Raw genomic sequence first — 18,061 nt, 5'->3', positions numbered from 1 at the left:
TTGCAGAGAAATTATGGAGAGTATAATGGAGGGGAGATTAAAAACAAAGCATTTTACCAGGAATAATCCGCAAATTTACACTGGCGCACGAAAAAATAAGAAGATGTAAAACGACGTGCGAAATTAAGCAGGCCGCCCGGCGGACGGCTTGCCGTCAGGATAATTTTTCCAGCATCAGGCCAGCGCGCAGCCCCCTGGCCACCGCCGGATTGGGAAACAGAACATACTCTGGCTTTGCCCCCACCACATACCGCATCTCCCCCTCCTCCGCCAGCAGCGTGCCTGGGGCGAAGGGGGTGAAGTTCAGCGTCCGATCCGCCATATGCAGACGGAAATCATCGCTATGGCGGGTGATCTGCTGCACCACCCGGTAGCGCAACGGCGCCGGGGCGTCGGCAATGGCCAGATCCCCCACCAGCAGCCGGGAGATAGCCCCCTCGGCGGCGGCAAACTGCGACAGATCGTTTTCCCCCAACGGCAGCGCTTTGCCCAGCTCAAGGGTGCAGGCCAGCGCCGCGAACCGCTCGCAGCTGAAGTGGGTGAAGGTCCCGCCTGGCTGGCGATGAAACACCAACGCCTCCAGCCCGGCGCCGCCCAGCCAGTGAAGAAAATCCTCCTCCCAGGGCGTATCGCGAGCCGGGAGCACCCCGAAGCGCGGATGCAGCGACCCGCGGATCGCGGTATGCAGATCGAGGTGCCAGCGCGGACCACCGTGGTCGCGATAGAAGCGGCCCACCGCCTGCTCCAGCCGCTGCGCCCGCTGTGTCTCCTCGCTGGTCGGGAATTGCCGCCAGCGCTCGCCAAACATCCGGTTCATATCGCTGTGCAGATAGCGTTTATTCGCCCGCAGCGCCGGCGGGTTACCGACGATCACCAGCAGCCGCCAGCGCAGGGGGAGTTCCTCCCGAACCAGCCGCTGCACCAGCCGGTCGACAATCTCCACCGGCGCCGTTTCGTTGCCATGGATGGCGCAGGAGAGCACCAGCCCGCGCTCGCAGCGCGCATGCGGCGTCAGCTCAAGGATCCCCTCCCCAAGCCAGTGCCAGCGGAAATGGGCCGTCTCGCCGTGAAAGTGATGGGGCAAACGCCCCGCCAGGGTTAATGCCAGAAAGTGTTCCACCGCGCCCCCTTATTGCTGAAATGGATAAACCGAACCGAGCTGCAGGATCTGGGTCAACCGATCCAGCGCGTCGCGCCCTTCCCGCAGCAGCTGGGGGTCGGCGAGGTCGGCCTGGGTGAGACGATCGCGATAGTAGCGATCCACCCAATCATTGAGGGTGGCAAACAGCGTATCGTTCATCAGGACGTGCGGATTGACCGCCTGATACTCCTCGGCCGTCAACACTACCCGCAGACGCAGGCACGCCGGACCGCCGCCGTTGGCCATACTCTCGCGCAGATCAAACACCTGCAGCGCGGCGATGGGGTTATCCCCGGCCAGCAGCTCATTGAGATAGTTCCACACGCCCGGATGCGCCTGGGCTTCCTGGGGCAGGATCAGCGCCATGCTGCCGTCCGCCCGGCTCAACAGCTGGCTATTGAACAGATAGGTGGCAACCGCCTCTTCCACCGTGACCCGGCTGGCGGGAACCACCAGCGGGGTGAAGCCCGGCACCTGCTGCGCCAGCTGCTGCAAAACCGCGTTCTGGTCGGCAAAGGCCTGCTCATGGCAGAACAGGACCTGACGATTGCTCACCGCGATGACATCGTTATGAAAAACCCCCATGTCGATCGCCGCCGGATGCTGGCGGGCGAAGATCAGCTGGCGGGGATTGACCTGATTAAGGCGCGCCACCGCCTGGCTGGCCTCAAGAGTTTGCCGCGCCGGATAGCGACGCGGCGCCTCTTCGCTTCCCCGGCGGCGGCCATAGACAAAGAGCTGAACGCCGGGGGCGCCATATTCCCCGCCGAGACGGTTATGGTTCGCCGCCCCTTCGTCGCCAAACCATGCCGAGGCAGGCAGCGCCGGGTGGATGGCAAATCGCGTGCGGTCCGGGAAGATCGCCTGCAGCAACGCCCGGGTGGTGGGGGCTTCGCTGGCGCGGTGGAATTTATCCTGCAGATTCGCCACCGTCAGGTGTACCAGGCCATCCAGCGAATCGGCGGAGGGACAGACCGTCGCGGCGTTGGCCACCCACATCGCCGAGGCCGAACTCACCGCCGACAGCAGATCCGGATCCTGCTGAGCCGCGCGAGCCACCACCTGTTCATCGCTGCCGCTAAAGCCCAGCTGACGCAGGAGCGGCACGTTGGGCCGCTCCTGAGGGGGGATCACCGCCTGCGGATAGCCGGCGTCGGCGAGGGCTTTCATTTTTTTTAGCCCCTGCTTTGCCGCCAGCTGCGGGTTCGACACCCGAAAGCGGTGCCGGGTGGAGGCCTCATTGCCAAAGGAGAGCCCGGCGTAGTGATGGGTCAGTCCGGGCAGACCGTCAAAGTTGACTTCGCGGGCGGTCATGACGCCTCCCCGGCCCGAAAGTCGAGCCCTGGATTGAGACTGGCGGGCAGCGTCAAGGTCGGCGATTCGAGACTGGCCATCGGCCAGGCGCAATAATCGGCGGCATACCAGGCCCCGGGGCGATGATTGCCAGAGGCCCCGGTGCCGCCGAACGGCGCGGTACTCGCCGCCCCGGTCAGCGGTTTGTTCCAGTTGACTATCCCGGCCCGCGCCTCAAGCAGCAGCCGATCGAACTTCTCCCGTTCCGGGGAGATTAACCCGCAGGAGAGCCCGAAGCGGGTGGCATTGGCCAGGGCAATCGCCTCCTCGAAAGTGTCGTAGCGCCAGACGCCAAGCAGCGGGCCGAACACCTCTTCATCCTCGACCTGGGCCACGTCGCTCATGTCGACAATCCCCGGCGTCAGCAGCGACGTCCCGGCCTGCAATAAGCGCGGCTCCAGTAGGGTGGCTGCGCCAGCGGCGATCCGCTGCAGCCAGGCCTGATGCACTTTCTGCGCGGCCTGTTCAGAGATAAGCCCGCCGAGAAACGGCTGCGCCTCGGCGTCCCACGCCGCGGGGATCAGCCGTTGGCTCACCGTCACCAGCCTGGAGAGGAAAGCATCTCCCGCCTCTCCGCGCCGGACCAGCAGACGCCGGGCGCAGGTGCAGCGCTGGCCGGCGGTAATAAAGGCGGACTGGATGGTCAGATGCACCGCGGCATCGACGTCCCGCGGATCGTCGACGATCAGCGGGTTATTGCCGCCCATCTCCAGCGCGAGGATCTTCTGCGGCTGTCCGGCCAGCTGGCGATGCAGATGAAAACCGGTGGTCGAGCTGCCGGTAAACAGCAGCCCGTCGATATCCGCCTGGCCGCTGAGCGCCTCGCCGGTTTCCCGACCGCCCTGCAGCAGGTTGAGCACCCCGGCGGGCAGGCCGGCCTGCTCCCACAGCTTCACCACCGCTTCGCCACTGTGCGGGGTGAGTTCGCTGGGTTTGAACACCACGGTATTGCCCGCCAGCAGCGCTGGCACGATATGCCCGTTCGGCAGATGGCCGGGAAAGTTATAGGGGCCAAAGACCGCCAGCACGCCATGCGGCCGGTGACGCAGCGTCGCGGCGCCATCGGGCAGCTCGCTGTGCTGTTCGCCAGTGCGGGTGTGGTACGCCTTCACCGAGATCGCCACCTTGTTGATCATCGCCGTCACTTCCCCGGCCGCCTCCCAGCGCGGCTTTCCGGTCTCGGCTCCGATAATCGCCGTCAGCTCCGCCTTGCTGGCCTCAAGCAGCGCGGCAAACTTTTCGACGAGGGCCTGGCGGTCGGCAAACGGCAGCCGCGCCCAGGCCGGGAACGCCTGGCGGGCAGCCGCCACCGCCTCGGCGACCTGCCCGGCGTCCGCCGCCTCTCCCTGCCAGACAACCTTCAGGTTAACCGGATCTTGTTTGCTGAAGCGCGGCCCATCGCCGGGCCGCCACTCGCCGTTAATCCATAGACTCATGCGGTTTTCTCCTCAGGGATCAGGCGCACCATGCGCACCTGGTCGCCGGCATGACACTTCAGCATATCCAGCTCGCGGGCGCTGAGGGTCAGGGTGTCGCCATCCGGGTCGGCATGCACCAGCAGGGCGCGGAACTGGTGGTACTGTTCGTTCGCCACCAGGCACAGCGGCCCGTCGCAGGGCGGCGTTTCGCCGGCCTCGGTGGTCACCAGACGGCTTTTACGGATCGCCCGCACCCGGTCGATATCGCACTCCAGGGTCGGGCCGCCGTCGAAAATATCGATGTAGTTCAGGTAGCGGAATCCCTCTTTCTCCAGCACCGTCCGGGCCGGGGCGGTCTGCGGGTGGACCTTGCCGATCACCGCCTGCGCCTCGGGGGTGAGGAAATCGATATACAGCGGGTGCTTGGGCATCAGGGCGGCAATGAAAGCCTTCTGTCCGGTGCCGCACAGGTAGTCGGCGCGGGAAAACTCCATGGCGAAAAAGCGTTTGCCCAGGCTCTCCCAGAATGGGGAATAGCCGTGCTCGTCAATCACCCCGCGCATCTCGGCAACCACCTTCTCATTAAAGCGCTCGCGAAAGGCGGCCATAAATAAGAAGCGCGACTTCGACAGCAGATAGCCATTGCCCTCTTTGCGCCACTGTGGGTCGAGGAACAGGGTACACAGCTCGCTGCTGCCGGTGTGGTCGTTACTGAGAAACAGCGTCGGCAGCGCCTGATAGACGTTAAGCTCCTTCGAGGCATGGACCTGGGTGCCGACCCGGTAGTTGTACCAGGGATCGTTGAGCCCCACCGCCACCTCTATCGCGCAGATGCCCACCACTGCGCCGCTCTCGCTCTCTTCCAGCACAAAGACATAGCCCTGCTCGCTTTTCGGCAGCTCGCCGCGCCAGGTTTGCTGTGAGCGGGCGATCCGCGCCGCGAGGGTGGCTTCATCCACCGGCAGCGAGGTCAGCCCGCCGCCGGTCTCCGCCGCCAGCTTCAGCAGCCCGGGCAGATCGCCCGGCTCCACCGGTCGAATAACCATCATGATGAAACTCCCGCCAGGAATCGCGCGCAGGCCCGCTCGACGCGATCCAGCCCGCTGTTCACCTCTTCTTCACTGACGTTCAGCGCCGGCGCGAAACGCACCACGTTGGCGCCGGCGATCAGGATCATCACGCCCTCTTCCGCCGCCAGGTTGCTGAGGGTTTTCGCCTTCCCGGCCCAGGCGTCGTTCAGCACGCAGCCGATCAGCAGCCCCAGGCCGCGGATCTCCTTGAACAGACCATAGCGGGCGTTGATCGCCTGCAGGCGTTCGCAAAACCACTGATGGCGCTGTCTGACGCCGGAGAGCACTTCCGGGGTATTGACGATCGACAGCAGCTCGCCGGCCACCGCCCCCGCCAGCGGGTTACCGCCGTAGGTGGTGCCGTGGGTGCCGACGGTCATCACGCTGGCGCAGGCCTCTGTCGCCAGCAGCGCGCCGATGGGGAAGCCGCCGCCCAGCGCTTTGGCGGTGGTCAGCACATCGGGGGTCACGCCGTAGTGCATATAGGCATACAGTTCGCCGGTGCGCCCGACCCCGGTCTGCACTTCATCGAAAATCAGCAGGGCGTTGTGCTGGTCGCAAAGCTGGCGCAGGCCGCGTAAAAACTCGACGCTGGCCGGCACCACGCCGCCTTCGCCCTGCACCGGCTCGACGATCACCGCGCAGGTTTGGTCATTGATTAAGGCCTTTGCCGACGCGAGATCGTTAAACACCGCATGCTGGATCTGCGGCGGCAGCGGGGCAAAATCCCGGGAGTAGGCCGGCTGACCGCCTGCCGAAACGGTGAACAGCGTCCGCCCGTGGAAGGCGTTCTGGAAGGCGACAATGCCGCTTTTCTCGCTGCCAAAGCGATCGTGGGCATATTTACGCGCCAGCTTGAGCGCCGTCTCATTGGCCTCGGCCCCGGAGTTACAGAAGAAGACCCGGTCGGCGAAGGTGGCATCGATAAGCATTTTGGCCAGACGCAGGATCGGCTCATTGGTATAGCCATTGCCGGTATGCCAGAACTTGCCAGCCTGATCGGTGAGGGCCTGCACCAGACGCGGATGCGCATGCCCCAGCGCGTTCACGGCGATGCCTCCGGCAAAATCGATATACTCTTTGCCCTGCTGATCCCACAGCCGCGACCCGGCGCCCCGCACCGGAATAAAAGCCGCTGGCGCGTAGACCGGCATCATCCATTCATCAAAGTGGTTACGCGTAATTGACTGAGACATATCGACCTCTTCCGGTAAATTAAAAGTAGCAATAATGTTAATAAATGTGAGTTATTACGCTGTAAATGTAGATTGCACGGTTCGTGCCAGCCAGCGATAAAAATGCATAAACCGGATGAGATAACGCAATATCAATGAGTTACAACCTGGCGCTATTCACATAAAATGCATACTTAGTGAATAAGTATCCGATAAAGGGGGATGAACAGTGATTAAAGAAGATAAGTTATGCAAAGGTAAGATATAATTCTGTAATTGTGATCTTCTGCGAAATTTATCGTAGCTATTTGCCCTTTTTTGGCGCGGCGTGCCCGCAAAAGGGGCACCCACGGCACGCTCATGCGCAGCGATTGGCAGAATGACGCATCGGATGGCAGCCAGCCTGGCGAATTTCTGCTACCATCCCTGCACTATTCACCTTGCACAGTGGCAGCGACTATGAAATTCGTCTCTTTTAATATCAACGGCCTGCGCGCCCGCCCACACCAACTGGCCGCCATCGTCGAAAAGCACCAGCCGGACGTGATTGGCCTGCAGGAAACCAAAGTTCACGACGATATGTTCCCTCTCGAAGAGGTCGCCAGACTCGGCTATAACGTCTTTTATCACGGCCAGAAAGGCCATTATGGCGTCGCTCTGCTGACCAAAGAGACGCCGATTGCCGTCCGCCGCGGTTTCCCGGACGATGGCGAAGAGGCTCAGCGCCGCATCATCATGGCCGAGATCCCGTCGCCGTTCGGTAACGTTACGGTGATTAATGGTTATTTCCCGCAAGGTGAAAGCCGCGATCATGAGACCAAATTCCCGGCCAAAGCGGCGTTCTATCAGAATCTGCAGAACTATCTGGAGACCGAGCTCAATAAAGAGAATCCGGTGCTGATCATGGGCGATATGAACATCAGCCCTACCGATCTCGACATCGGTATCGGTGAAGAGAACCGCAAACGCTGGCTGCGCACCGGCAAATGTTCCTTCCTGCCGGAAGAGCGGGAATGGATGGACCGTCTGCTGGGCTGGGGCCTGGTGGATACCTGGCGTCAGGCTAACCCGGACAATCAGGAGCACTTCTCGTGGTTTGATTACCGCTCCAAAGGATTCGACGATAACCGCGGGCTGCGCATCGACCTGCTGCTGGCCAGCCAGCCTCTGGCCCAGCGCTGCGTGGAGACCGGAATCGATTATGAGATCCGCGGGATGGAAAAACCATCCGACCACGCGCCGGTATGGGCCACCTTCCGGCCGTAAGCCACGTCCTGACCTGCCTCCCGCCGCGCGGGGGGCAGAATTTCCTGAGCAAAATCAACAAAGCGACGGTAAACCATTGTGGCCGTCGTCTGAACAGGATACTGTCGCGCGCACTTTTTAATGTCCACCGCGTCCAGGCTGTACAGGAGACCCCTTCATGAAAAAGAAGCCATCATCCGGCCATTGGTAAAGGGCTGGGACTCATCGCGCTGGCGGCCACGCTGGCCGTTATCAGCCACCGCGTCGGTCTCCACGATCTGCTGACTCACCTGCATCTGCTGCAGGAGACCCTGCGCCATCAGGGCGCCTGGGGCTATCTGGTCTATGCAGCGCTATTTATCATTGCCACCCTGTGCCTGATCCCCGGCAGCCTGCTGGTGATCGCCGGCGGAATACTCTTCGGCCCGCTGACCGGCTCTCTGCTCTCGTTTGCCGCCGCCACTGTCGCCTCTTCGCTGTCGTTTTTGATCGCCCGCTGGCTTGGGCGCGATCTGCTGCAGCGCTATGTGGGCCATACCGCCGTCTACCAGGCCATTGAGCGCGGTATCGCCCGCAGCGGCAGCGATTTTCTGATCCTCACCCGCCTGGTGCCGCTCTTTCCCTACAACATTCAGAATTACGCCTACGGCCTGACGGCGATCCCCTTCTGGCCTTTTACCTTGATCTCCGCCGTGACCACCCTGCCGGGCCTGGTGATCTATTCGGTGATGGCCAGCGAACTGGCTCGCGAGGGAGCGACCTTCGCCTTCGCGCTCAAGCTGAGCCTCGCTGGCGGGCTGCTGTTTGCCCTGGTGCAGATGGGCAAACGGTTTGCCCGCGCCCGCCGTGTGGCAACGCCCGGCGAGGAGGTGCGCCATGACCCGACCTGATCGCCGTCACCTGCGCCGCGCCCGGCTGGCCCTCGCCGTGGTGGCCGTTGCCGCTCTGGCCGCCTGGCTGTGGTTCCCTGGCGGGCGAGCCTTTCTGCAGCACAGCCTGACGGCGCTAGCGTCGCTGGATCCCCAGCATGTTAAAGACTTTATCGCCGCCTGGGGGGCGCAGGCGGCGCTGGTCTCTTTTGCGCTGATGATCCTCCAGGCGATCGTCGCCCCGCTGCCGGCCTTCCTGATCACCCTGGCGAACGCCGCGCTGTTCGGCGCCTTCTGGGGCGGCGCGCTGTCGTGGTTCAGCGCCATGGTCGGCGCCGGGCTCTGTTTCTGCATCGCCAGAGCGCTGGGGCGCGAGGTGGTGGAGAAACTCACCGGCCGCACGGTGCTGCGCAGCGTCGACGGCTATTTTGCCCGCTTTGGCCCGCAGACGATCCTGGTCTGTCGCCTGCTGCCGTTTGTCCCTTTTGATCCGGTCAGCTATGCCGCCGGACTGACTTCGCTGCGCTTCTGGCCCTTTATGCTGGCCACCGGCGTGGGACAGCTGCCGGCGACCATCGTCTATTCCTGGGCCGGGAGCCTGCTGACCGGAGGCGCCTTCTGGCTGGCCACTGGCCTTTCGCTGCTTTTTGCCCTGGCGGTGGTCATCTCCATCGCCAAAAATATTTACCGTGAACGTCATAAGAGATCGTCGCCATGAGCTTACCCCCGCTGGATACTGTCCCCCTGATCCTTCGTCCGCAGGCCTGGCTGCACCGTCGTCATTACGGCCAGGTGCTGAGCCCCATTCGCTGGTGGGGGCGGATCCCGTGGCTGTTTTACCTGGTCTCGCTGTTCGTGGGCTATATTGAACGCCGCCGCTCGCCGCTGGATCCGGTGCTGCGCTCGCTGGTCAGCGCCCGCATCGCCCAGCTGTGCCACTGCGAATTCTGCATCGATATCACCAGCATGACCCTCGCGGCGCGGAGCGGAGGTCGCGACAAACTGCTGGCGGTCGCCGACTGGCGCAACAGTACGCTATTTAGCGAGCAAGAGCGTCTGGCGCTGACCTATGCCGAAGCCGCCAGCCAGACGCCGCCGGAGGTGGATGATGCCCTGCGCAGCGCGATGGCGGCGCATTTTGACGCCCGGGCGCTCACCGAGCTGACCGCCCTGATTGGTCTGCAAAATTTATCAGCGCGGTTCAACGCCGCGATGGCGATCCCGGCCCAGGGGCTGTGCAAGATCCCCCCCTCTTCCCCGCACAATAAGGAGTAATGATGCGCCGTTTGCGTGATTTCAGCCTCTGTCTGTACCTGCTGCTGCTCTGGCCGCTGGTGGTGAATGCCGACGACAGCTGGCGGCAGACCCAGACGGAAGCCCGTGGCCAGACCGTCTGGTTTAACGCCTGGGGTGGCGACCCGGCCGTTAACCGCTATCTGGCGTGGGTCAGCGAGGAGGTCAAACGCCACTACGCGATCGACCTGCGTATTGTCCCCATCGCCGACGCCGCCGACGCGGTGAAACGCATCCAGACTGAGGCGCAGGCTGGCCGTCGCCGCGGCGGTTCGGTGGATTTGCTGTGGATCAACGGCGAAAACTTTCACACCCTAAAACAGGCCAACCTGCTGCTCTCCGGCTGGGCCGAATCGCTGCCCAACTGGCGCTATGTCGATCGGCAAAAGCCGGTTCAGGAAGATTTTTCTGTCGCCACCGAGGGCGCCGAGTCGCCGTGGGGCAGCGCCCAGCTGACGTTTATCGCCCGCCGCGAACAAACCCCGCAGCCTCCCACCAGTCCGCAGGCGCTGCTGGCCTTCGCCAGAGCCCATCCGGGCAGCGTAACCTACCCGCGGCCACCGGACTTCACCGGTACCGCCCTGCTGGAGCAGCTGCTGATCGCCCTCACCGACCAGCCTGCCGCCCTGCGCCAGCCGCCGCAGACGGCGACTTTCGCGGCGGTCACCGCCCCGCTGTGGCGCTATCTCGATGCGCTGCACCCGACGCTGTGGCGGGCGGGCAAGGATTTCCCGGCGTCGCCGGCGCGGATGGACGCCATGCTCAACCAGGGCATCCTCCGCCTGTCGCTGACGTTTAATCCGCTCCATGCCTGGCAGAAGGCCGACAGCGGGGAGTTACCGGCGGACAGCTACAGCTTCGGCTTTACCGGAGGGACCCTTGGCAACGTTCATTTCGTGACTATTCCGGCCAACGCGCGCGCCGTCGCCGCCGCCAAAGTGGTGGCCAATTTCCTGCTCTCCCCTGAGGCGCAATTGCGCAAGGCGGATGCCGCCGTCTGGGGCGATCCAAGCGTCCTGGACCCGCAGCGTCTACCTGACAAGCAGCGCCAGGCGCTGGCGGCCACCCTGCCGCAGGATCTGCCGCCGGTGCTTGCCGAGCCGCACGCGGCGTGGGTTGACGCACTGGAGCAGGAATGGCTGCGCCGCTACGGTACCCACTGATTCTGCTGGCCTGGGGGACGATGGCGGCAATCTATCTGCCCTTATTCCCCGCCGCCGCAGGGCTGGTGTGGCCGGCGCTCTCCCCGGTCCACTGGCGGGCGCTGTTCGCCGACCCGCAGCTGGGCCAGGCGCTGGCCGCCACCCTTGTTTCCACGCTGCTGTCCGTCGGCGGCGCGTTACTGATCGCCCTGACCATCGTCGCCGCCCTCTGGCCTTCGGCCCGCTGGCGGCGACTGGCTTCCCGCCTGCCCTTGCTGCTGGCGGTGCCCCATCTAGCCCTGGCGACGGCGGCGCTGCTGCTGTTCGCCGAAGGCGGCTGGATCTGGCAGCGGCTGCCGTTTTTGACGCCGCCGGTCGACCGGTACGGCATCGGGCTTGGCCTGACGATGGCCCTGAAAGAGAGCGCCTTTGTGCTGTGGGTGATCTACGGCCTGCTGGGGGAGGCGCGCCTCGCCGACCAGGCGACAGCGCTAAAGAGCCTCGGCTACGGCCGCTGGCAGTGCCTGCGCTGGCTGGTGCTGCCTGGGCTGCTGCCCGCCCTCGGCATGGTGCTGCTGGCCGCCGCGGCCTGGAGCCTGTCGACGGTAGACGTCGCCCTGGTGCTGGGGCCCGGCAATCCGCCCACCCTCGCCGTGCTGGCGTGGCAGTGGTTAAGCCAGGGCGATGACCTGCAGCAGGCGAAAGGGGCGCTGGCCAGCCTGCTGCTGCTGGCGATCCTCGGCGGGCTGGCGCTGGTCGCCTGGGGCGGATGGCGGCTACAGCGTCGACGCCTGCCCGATCTGCGCGGCGTTCGGCATCCCCATCCCCACGCCCTGCCCGGCCGCCTGCTGGCGAGAGCCCTGCCGCTGAGCGGCCTGCTGTGCGCGCTATTGCTGGCGGGGCTGGCGCGCTCGGCGCCGCCGCAGACCGAGGCATTGATTAACAGCCTTGGTCTGGCGCTGGCGGCCTGCGCCCTCGGCGCGGCCGTCTGCCTGCTGTGGCTGGCCTGCGGCCCGGCGCGGGGAGATGGCTGGGTCTGGCTGCCGCTGGTGCTGCCGGCCCTGCCGCTGGCCGACGGCCAGTACCGGCTGGCGCTGTACGCCTGGCTAGACGGCGAATGGTGGACCGTCCTGTGGGGCCATCTGCTGTGGGTGGTGCCGTGGATGCTGTTTATTTTGCGCCCGGCCTGGCGCCAGCGCGATCCGCGGATGGCGGTGATCGCCCGCACGCTCGGCTGGGATCCCACGCGTATTTTCTGGCTGCTGACCCTGCCCTCGCTGACCCGCCCGCTGCTGACCGCCCTGGCGGTGGGTTTCTCGGTGAGCATTGCGCAGTATCTGCCAACGCTATGGCTGGGGGCAGGCCGTATCCCGACGCTTACCAGCCAGGCGGTGGCGCTCAGCAGCGGCGGCGAGGCGCAGACGCTCGCCGCCCAGGCGCTGTGGCAATTACTGCTGCCGGCGGTATGCTTTACCCTGACGTCCCTGCTGGCCTGGCTGGCGGGCCGCTATCGACGAGGACTTCGCTAGTGCTAACCGTAAACCATCTGACCCTGAGCGTGAAACGTCAGCCGCTGCTGCGGGAGGTCGCCTTCTCGGTGGCCCCGGGTGAAGTGCTGACGCTGATGGGCCCTTCCGGCAGCGGAAAATCGACGCTGTTTGCATGGATGATTGGCGCTCTGGCCGGCGACTTCCGCGCCGAGGGCGAGCTGTGGCTCAACGAGCGGCGCTGCGATACGCTGCCAACGGAGCGCCGGCGCATCGGCATCCTGTTTCAGGACCCGTTGCTGTTCGACCATTTCAGCGTCGGGCAAAATTTACAGCTGGCGCTACCGGAAAGCGTGCGCGGCGAGGCGCGAAAAGCCGCGGTGGAGCAGGCGCTCAGTCGCGCCGGGCTGCATGGCTTCGCCGCGCGCGACCCGGCCACGCTCTCCGGCGGACAGCGGGCGCGGGTGAGTCTGCTGCGCGCCCTGCTGGCGCGCCCCGAGGCGCTGCTGCTGGATGAGCCCTTCAGCCGCCTGGATGCGACCCTGCGCGCCGCGTTCCGTCGCTGGGTATTTGAGGAACTGGCCCGCCAGGCCATTCCGGCGATCCTGGTGACCCACGATCGCGAGGACTGTCCGCCGACGGGGCGGTGCCTGGCGATGGAGCGCTGGCAATGAAGCGCAATAGCGTGCAAACCTGCGTTACCGCAAAGAAATCAACGCCTGGCAAGCGGAGAATACGCCCTCCACTTTTTACCGTCGGGCATTTCGATGAAACGTGTTTCTCAATTGACCGCACTCGCCCTGCTCATGGGGCTTGCTGCCACCACCACCTGCGCCGCTGAAACCATGCCAGCGCTCACCCTCTCCCATCTGCAACAGCAGCACGGCGTGGCCATCGACACCCGCCTGAGCGCTTATTACAACGGCTGGCCGCAGCACGTCAACGGCCCGGAAGGGCATGAGCCGCAGGCGCTGAACCTTTCCGCCCGCTGGCTCGGCGCCATGAGCGACGAGCAGCTCCACAGCTGGGCTAAACAACACCAGCTCCAGCCCGATACCCCCATCGCGCTGTACGGCAGTCCTGAGGATAACGCCAGCGTCGCGGCGCGACTGAAACAAGCGGGCTTCACCCGGCTCAACGTCCTGAGCGACGCTCTGAGCCAGGGCGACCGTCTGCAAAAGCTGCCGCACTTTGAACAGCTGGTCTACCCGCAGTGGCTACACGATCTGCAGCAAGGGAAGAGCGTGGCTGCCGCCCCGGCCGGCGACTGGAAAGTGTTTGAGGCCGCCTGGGGAGCGCCGAAGCTCTATCTGCTGAGCCATATCCCGGGCGCGGGCTATATCGACACCAATGAGGTGGAGAGCGAACCGCTGTGGAATAAAGTCTCCGATGCGCAGCTGAAGGCGATGCTGGCGAAGCACGGCATCCGCCATGACACCACGGTGATCCTCTACGGTCGCGACGTCTACGCCGCGGCGCGGGTGGCGCAGATCATGCTGTACGCCGGCGTCAAAGACGTGCGCCTGCTGGACGGCGGCTGGCAGACCTGGTCCGACGCCGGTCTGCCGGTGGCGCGCGGCATGCCGCCGACGCCGCAGCCGGCGCCGGATTTTGGCGCGCCGATCCCCGGCCAGCCGCAGCTGATGCTGGATACCGGGCAGGCCCGCGGTCTGCTGCATCGCCAGGACGCCTCGCTGGTCAGCGTCCGCTCGTGGCCGGAGTTTATCGGCACCACCAGCGGCTACAGCTATATCAAACCGAAGGGCGACATCGCCGGCGCCCGCTGGGGCCATGCCGGAAGCGACTCCACGCACATGGAAGACTTCCATAACCCGGACGGCACCATGCGCAGCGCCGACGATATCGCCGCCCTGTGGCGCCAGTGGAACATCCTGCCTGACCAGCAGGTGGCGTTCTATTGCGGGACCGGCTGGCGGGCCTCGGAAACCTTCATGTATGCCCGGGCCATGGGCTGGCCGCACGTCGCCGTCTATGACGGCGGCTGGTACGAATGGAGCAGCAACCCGCACAATCCGGTCGCCCGCGGAGAACGCGGCCCGGAAAGCAGTCAGTAACGCGTCCCACCCGCGCGCGTCGCCCCCTGCCGGCGACGCGCGATTTTCTGCTCACGCCACCCGCTTTAAGGTCCTGTAGCCGCTGGCGATACGCGTCGCCGTCGTCAGCCAGCATAGCGCGCCAAACAGCCACGCCAGCCAGGCGAAATGCGCCGGAAACAGGCAGCTGAGGACAAACAGCAGGATAGTCTCCGTCCCCTCCGTCAGCCCCCCGAGATAGTGCAGCGATTTATGGGCATAGCCGGGATTGGCGATCTGGTGCTTTGCCGCCAGCGCGGCAAAGGCGAGAAAGCTGCTGCCGGTGCCGATAAAGGCAAACAGCAGCCAGCCCCCCGCCAGGGCGTTATTTTGCGGATCCGCCAGGATAAAACCGAACGGCACCAGGGCATAGAAGAGAAAATCCAGTGAGATATCGAGAAAACCGCCGGCGTCGCTAAGCCCGCGCCGCCGCGCCAGGGCGCCGTCCAGGCCGTCCAGCAGGCGGTTGAGAAGAATGGCCGCCAGCGCCGCGCCATACCACCCTAATGCCAGAAATGGCAGAGCCAGCGCGCCGATGGCAAAACCGAGCAGCGTCAGCCCGTCTGGCGAAATGCCCGGGCGGTCAAGCGCGCCGGCGGCAGCGTTAAGCAGAGGTTTGAGGCGAGGATGCAAGTGGCTATCAAGCACGGGGGTCTCCAGCAGAGTTGGCGGTTGTCAGTGAAGGTCTATGGCGGTGATAATAGGCCAGTTTGGTCTTATTAACGTTGATGCTTATGCTAAAAATGATTGAAGTTGTCGCCGCCATTATTGAACAGGATGGCAAAATTCTGCTGGCGCAGCGCCCGCCCCACGCCGACCAGCCGGGAATGTGGGAATTCGCCGGCGGCAAAGTGGAGTCGGGTGAAAGCCAGCCGCAGGCGCTGGCCCGGGAGCTGCGGGAGGAGATGGGCATCATCGCCCACCCGGCATGCTATATCGCCAGCCATCAGCGGGAAGTCTCCGGTCGCCAGATCCATCTGCACGCCTGGTGGGTACCGAACTTTCAGGGCGTGCCGCTGGCCCACTATCACAGCCAGCTGCGCTGGTGCCTTCCTGCCGACGCCTTAACCCTCGATCTCGCCCCGGCCGATATCCCCCTCCTGCACGCCTTTATCGCCCAGCGCCCGTCCCTTTCTCCCCGCTGATCCGCTCGCCGCCTCGTCATCGTTTTTAGTTATGACGGGCGGGCAATTATAAATTTTGCTGACGGCTTAATTTTTCCTTGCTTGCCTAAGGATTAGCGGTGTTATAGTCGGAAAATCGGTTTTTTCAAGGACCGAATCATAATAAATACACGCAACCACAACCATAAGAGGAACTTATATCTATGGATCAGACGTGCACTCTGGAAGGCTTTCTCACCCGCGTTCAACAGCGCGATCCTCATCAAACCGAATTTGCTCAAGCCGTCCGGGAGGTCATGACCACCCTGTGGCCTTTCCTTGAGGAAAATCCGCGCTATCGTCAGCTTGCTTTGCTGGAACGTCTGGTGGAACCGGAGCGCGTGATCCAGTTCCGCGTGGTGTGGGTGGACGACCGCAATCAGGTCCAGGTCAACCGCGCGTGGCGCGTGCAGTTCAACTCGGCCATCGGCCCGTATAAGGGCGGGATGCGCTTCCATCCGTCGGTGAATCTGTCGATTCTCAAATTCCTTGGCTTCGAGCAGACCTTCAAAAACGCCCTGACCACCCTGCCGATGGGCGGCGGGAAAGGCGGCAGCGATTTCGATCCTAAGGGCAAGAGCGATGGCGAAGTGATGCGCTTCTGCCAGGCGCTGATGACCGAGCTCTATCGCCATCTTGGCCCGGATACCGACGTACCGGCGGGCGATATCGGCGTCGGCGGCCGCGAGGTCGGCTTTATGGCCGGCATGATGCGCAAACTCTCTAACAACAGCGCCTGCGTCTTCACCGGTAAAGGCCTCTCCTTCGGCGGCAGCCTGATCCGTCCGGAAGCTACCGGTTACGGCCTGATCTACTTCACCGAAGCGATGCTCAAACGTCACGGTCTGGGCTTCGAAGGCGCTCGCGTGGCGGTCTCCGGCTCCGGCAACGTCGCGCAATACGCCATTGAGAAAGCGATGGAGCTTGGCGCGCGGGTGGTCACCGCCTCCGACTCCAACGGCACCGTCGTTGACGAGGCGGGCTTCACCAAAGAAAAACTGGCCCGCCTGATCGACATCAAAGAGCGTGCCCACGGCCGGGTGGCCGACTACGCCCGCGAGTTTGGCCTCAACTATCTCGAAGGCCAGCAGCCATGGTCAGTGCCAGTGGATATCGCCTTGCCTTGCGCCACTCAGAACGAACTGGACGTCGATGCCGCCCGCCAGCTGATTGCCAACGGCGTGAAGGCCGTGGCGGAAGGCGCCAACATGCCGACCACCATCGCCGCGACCGATCTGTTCCTTGAAGCTGGCGTGCTGTTTGCCCCGGGCAAAGCGGCCAACGCCGGCGGCGTGGCGACGTCCGGTCTGGAGATGGCGCAGAACGCCGCGCGCATGGGCTGGAAAGCGGAAAAAGTGGATGCCCGTCTGCATCACATCATGCTGGATATCCACCATGCCTGCGTGCAGTACGGCGGTGAAGCGAAGCAGACCAACTACGTGCGCGGCGCCAATATCGCCGGTTTCGTCAAGGTGGCGGATGCCATGCTGGCCCAGGGCGTGATTTAACCTCCCCTGACGCCCTCCCGGCGGCTGCCCGCCGGGAGGCGTCTCACGACGTCATCGTGATCACCACTTTCCCCAGATGTTGACCACTGTCCAGACAGGCATGCGCCTCGGCAATCTCCGCCATCGGGTAGCTGGCGTAGATCATCGGCTTGCATTTCCCTGCCTCAAGCAGCGGCCAGACGTGGCGCCGCAGCGCCTCGGCAATCTCCTGTTTCTCCGCCGCCGTCCGGCCGCGCATGGTGGAGCCGGTGACGGTGGCCCGCTTGAGCATCAGGGTCTGAATATCCACCTCATGAGCGATTCGCCCGCCCATAAAGCCGATGATCACCAGCCGTCCATCCTTTTTCAGTAGCCCCAGGTTGCGGTTAAAGTAAGGGCCGCCCACGATATCCAGAATGACATCCACCCCTTCATCGTTGGTCAGTTGGTGAATTTTCTCTGCGAAATCTTCGGTTTTGTAGTTGATCGCCGTGGCGTAGGGTCGCAGCGCGGCAATTTTTTCGTCCTGGCCGACGGTGGCATAGACGCTCATCCCCAGCGCGTGACACAGCAGGACCGCGGTGGTGCCAATCCCGCTGGCGCCGCCGTGGATCAGAATGCTCTCGCCGGACTGCAGCTTACCGAGCTGGAAAACGTTCGCCCACACGGTGAAGAAGGTTTCCGGAATGGCGGCCGCTTCGCTAAAGCTGAGGCCCGCCGGGATCGGCAGCGTCTGGCCTGCCGGGACGGCGCAGTATTCGGCATACCCGCCGCCGTTGGTGAGCGCACAGACGCGATCCCCGGGGGCAAAGGTCGTGACCTGCGCGCCGACCTTCACGACCACGCCCGCCACCTCGAGGCCGGGCACGGGGGTGACGCCCTCAGGCATGGGATACAGCCCCTGGCGCTGCAGAATATCCGGCCGGTTGACGCCCGACGCTTTCACTTCGATAAGCACCTCATGCTCCCCGACGGTGGGGATCTCACCTTCGCGGATCTGCAATACTTCCGGGCCACCCGGTTGGCTGATAGCGATATATTTCACGGGTCCTCCTTATCGCCTGGGAGAGAAATGAGCAACGGCATCGGGAAGGGCAATGGGCATCCCTGTTCTGAGGGGGTCGT

Annotated in this window: 18 protein-coding genes; 10 read left to right on the top strand and 8 right to left on the bottom strand. The window is 64.1% G+C overall.

The genetic code is table 11. From position 1 onward, the window contains the following. Window positions 1-154: 154 nt before the first annotated feature. The 5 genes from astE to ABLU95_RS17325 are packed head-to-tail and all read right to left on the bottom strand — an operon-like array spanning window position 155 to window position 6,178. Window positions 155-1,120: a succinylglutamate desuccinylase gene (gene astE / locus ABLU95_RS17345; protein WP_086075825.1), complete on the bottom strand. Its 966-nt coding sequence runs from the start codon at window positions 1,118-1,120 to the stop codon at window positions 155-157. A 9-nt stretch (window positions 1,121-1,129) separates the two neighbouring features. Beyond that, the gene (gene astB / locus ABLU95_RS17340; protein WP_065882991.1) at window positions 1,130-2,455 is read right to left on the bottom strand and encodes an N-succinylarginine dihydrolase; all 1,326 of its coding nucleotides are present in this window, start codon (window positions 2,453-2,455) and stop codon (window positions 1,130-1,132) included. Continuing rightward, on the bottom strand, window positions 2,452-3,930 hold the full coding sequence (astD, locus tag ABLU95_RS17335) for a succinylglutamate-semialdehyde dehydrogenase (protein WP_241516209.1): 1,479 nt from the start codon (window positions 3,928-3,930) through the stop codon (window positions 2,452-2,454). Before astD ends, astB begins: the two co-directional genes overlap by 4 nt. Then, window positions 3,927-4,961 (bottom strand): arginine N-succinyltransferase, encoded by a 1,035-nt coding sequence (astA, locus tag ABLU95_RS17330; protein ID WP_101992726.1) that lies wholly within the window; start codon window positions 4,959-4,961, stop codon window positions 3,927-3,929. The genes astD and astA overlap by 4 nt, the downstream gene beginning before the upstream one ends. Beyond that, window positions 4,958-6,178 carry an aspartate aminotransferase family protein gene (locus ABLU95_RS17325; protein ID WP_348880061.1) on the bottom strand — a complete coding sequence of 407 codons (1,221 nt, stop codon included), beginning with the start codon at window positions 6,176-6,178 and terminating at the stop codon, window positions 4,958-4,960. Before ABLU95_RS17325 ends, astA begins: the two co-directional genes overlap by 4 nt. A 438-nt stretch (window positions 6,179-6,616) precedes the next feature. Between ABLU95_RS17325 and xthA the strand changes: the two genes are divergently transcribed. Then, on the top strand, window positions 6,617-7,423 hold the full coding sequence (gene xthA / locus ABLU95_RS17320) for an exodeoxyribonuclease III (protein ID WP_023289293.1): 807 nt from the start codon (window positions 6,617-6,619) through the stop codon (window positions 7,421-7,423). Window positions 7,424-7,578: 155 nt separating this feature from the next. Here xthA and ABLU95_RS17315 read toward each other — a convergent pair whose 3' ends face one another. Further along, window positions 7,579-7,722, bottom strand: coding sequence for a hypothetical protein (locus tag ABLU95_RS17315; RefSeq protein WP_023289292.1), 144 nt, complete (start codon window positions 7,720-7,722; stop codon window positions 7,579-7,581). On the opposite strand from ABLU95_RS17315, the gene ABLU95_RS17310 reads away from it, so the two are divergent. The 7 genes from ABLU95_RS17310 to ABLU95_RS17280 all read left to right on the top strand — a co-directional run bounded on the left by ABLU95_RS17310 (window position 7,654) and on the right by ABLU95_RS17280 (window position 14,268). Beyond that, window positions 7,654-8,292 carry a TVP38/TMEM64 family protein gene (locus ABLU95_RS17310; protein ID WP_348880120.1) on the top strand — a complete coding sequence of 213 codons (639 nt, stop codon included), beginning with the start codon at window positions 7,654-7,656 and terminating at the stop codon, window positions 8,290-8,292. The genes ABLU95_RS17315 and ABLU95_RS17310 overlap by 69 nt on opposite strands. Next, window positions 8,279-8,989: a TVP38/TMEM64 family protein gene (locus ABLU95_RS17305; RefSeq protein WP_023289290.1), complete on the top strand. Its 711-nt coding sequence runs from the start codon at window positions 8,279-8,281 to the stop codon at window positions 8,987-8,989. Before ABLU95_RS17310 ends, ABLU95_RS17305 begins: the two co-directional genes overlap by 14 nt. Beyond that, entirely contained in the window at window positions 8,986-9,546 is a 561-nt protein-coding gene (locus ABLU95_RS17300; RefSeq protein WP_032452523.1) for a carboxymuconolactone decarboxylase family protein, read from the top strand. The genes ABLU95_RS17305 and ABLU95_RS17300 overlap by 4 nt, the downstream gene beginning before the upstream one ends. 2 nt (window positions 9,547-9,548) lie before the next feature. After that, a complete protein-coding gene (locus ABLU95_RS17295) occupies window positions 9,549-10,727 on the top strand; it encodes an ABC transporter substrate-binding protein (RefSeq protein ID WP_348880119.1) in 1,179 nt (392 codons plus the stop codon). Then, entirely contained in the window at window positions 10,700-12,235 is a 1,536-nt protein-coding gene (locus ABLU95_RS17290; protein WP_065882985.1) for an ABC transporter permease subunit, read from the top strand. Before ABLU95_RS17295 ends, ABLU95_RS17290 begins: the two co-directional genes overlap by 28 nt. Next, a complete protein-coding gene (locus tag ABLU95_RS17285; RefSeq protein ID WP_065882984.1) occupies window positions 12,235-12,867 on the top strand; it encodes an ATP-binding cassette domain-containing protein in 633 nt (210 codons plus the stop codon). The genes ABLU95_RS17290 and ABLU95_RS17285 overlap by 1 nt, the downstream gene beginning before the upstream one ends. A gap of 93 nt (window positions 12,868-12,960) precedes the next feature. Beyond that, window positions 12,961-14,268, top strand: coding sequence for a sulfurtransferase (locus tag ABLU95_RS17280; RefSeq protein WP_044522400.1), 1,308 nt, complete (start codon window positions 12,961-12,963; stop codon window positions 14,266-14,268). A 51-nt stretch (window positions 14,269-14,319) separates the two neighbouring features. On the opposite strand, the gene ABLU95_RS17275 is transcribed toward ABLU95_RS17280, so the two are convergent. Then, entirely contained in the window at window positions 14,320-14,934 is a 615-nt protein-coding gene (locus tag ABLU95_RS17275; protein WP_032452514.1) for a CDP-alcohol phosphatidyltransferase family protein, read from the bottom strand. 86 nt (window positions 14,935-15,020) lie between these two features. Between ABLU95_RS17275 and ABLU95_RS17270 the strand changes: the two genes are divergently transcribed. After that, on the top strand, window positions 15,021-15,431 hold the full coding sequence (locus ABLU95_RS17270; RefSeq protein ID WP_101992733.1) for a pyrimidine (deoxy)nucleoside triphosphate diphosphatase: 411 nt from the start codon (window positions 15,021-15,023) through the stop codon (window positions 15,429-15,431). 182 nt (window positions 15,432-15,613) lie between these two features. Continuing rightward, window positions 15,614-16,957, top strand: a complete 1,344-nt coding sequence (gene gdhA / locus ABLU95_RS17265) for an NADP-specific glutamate dehydrogenase (protein ID WP_348880058.1) — start codon at window positions 15,614-15,616, stop codon at window positions 16,955-16,957. 43 nt (window positions 16,958-17,000) lie between these two features. On the opposite strand, the gene ABLU95_RS17260 is transcribed toward gdhA, so the two are convergent. Then, a complete protein-coding gene (locus tag ABLU95_RS17260) occupies window positions 17,001-17,981 on the bottom strand; it encodes an NAD(P)H-quinone oxidoreductase (RefSeq protein ID WP_348880057.1) in 981 nt (326 codons plus the stop codon). Window positions 17,982-18,061 lie beyond the last annotated feature (80 nt).

Origin of the sequence: Klebsiella sp. GG_Kp146, assembly GCF_040061975.1 — a bacterium.
GTDB lineage: Bacteria > Pseudomonadota > Gammaproteobacteria > Enterobacterales > Enterobacteriaceae > Klebsiella > Klebsiella quasipneumoniae.
The sequence above is the reverse complement of the archived record's forward strand: the minus strand, read 5'-3'. Positions and strand labels throughout refer to the sequence as shown.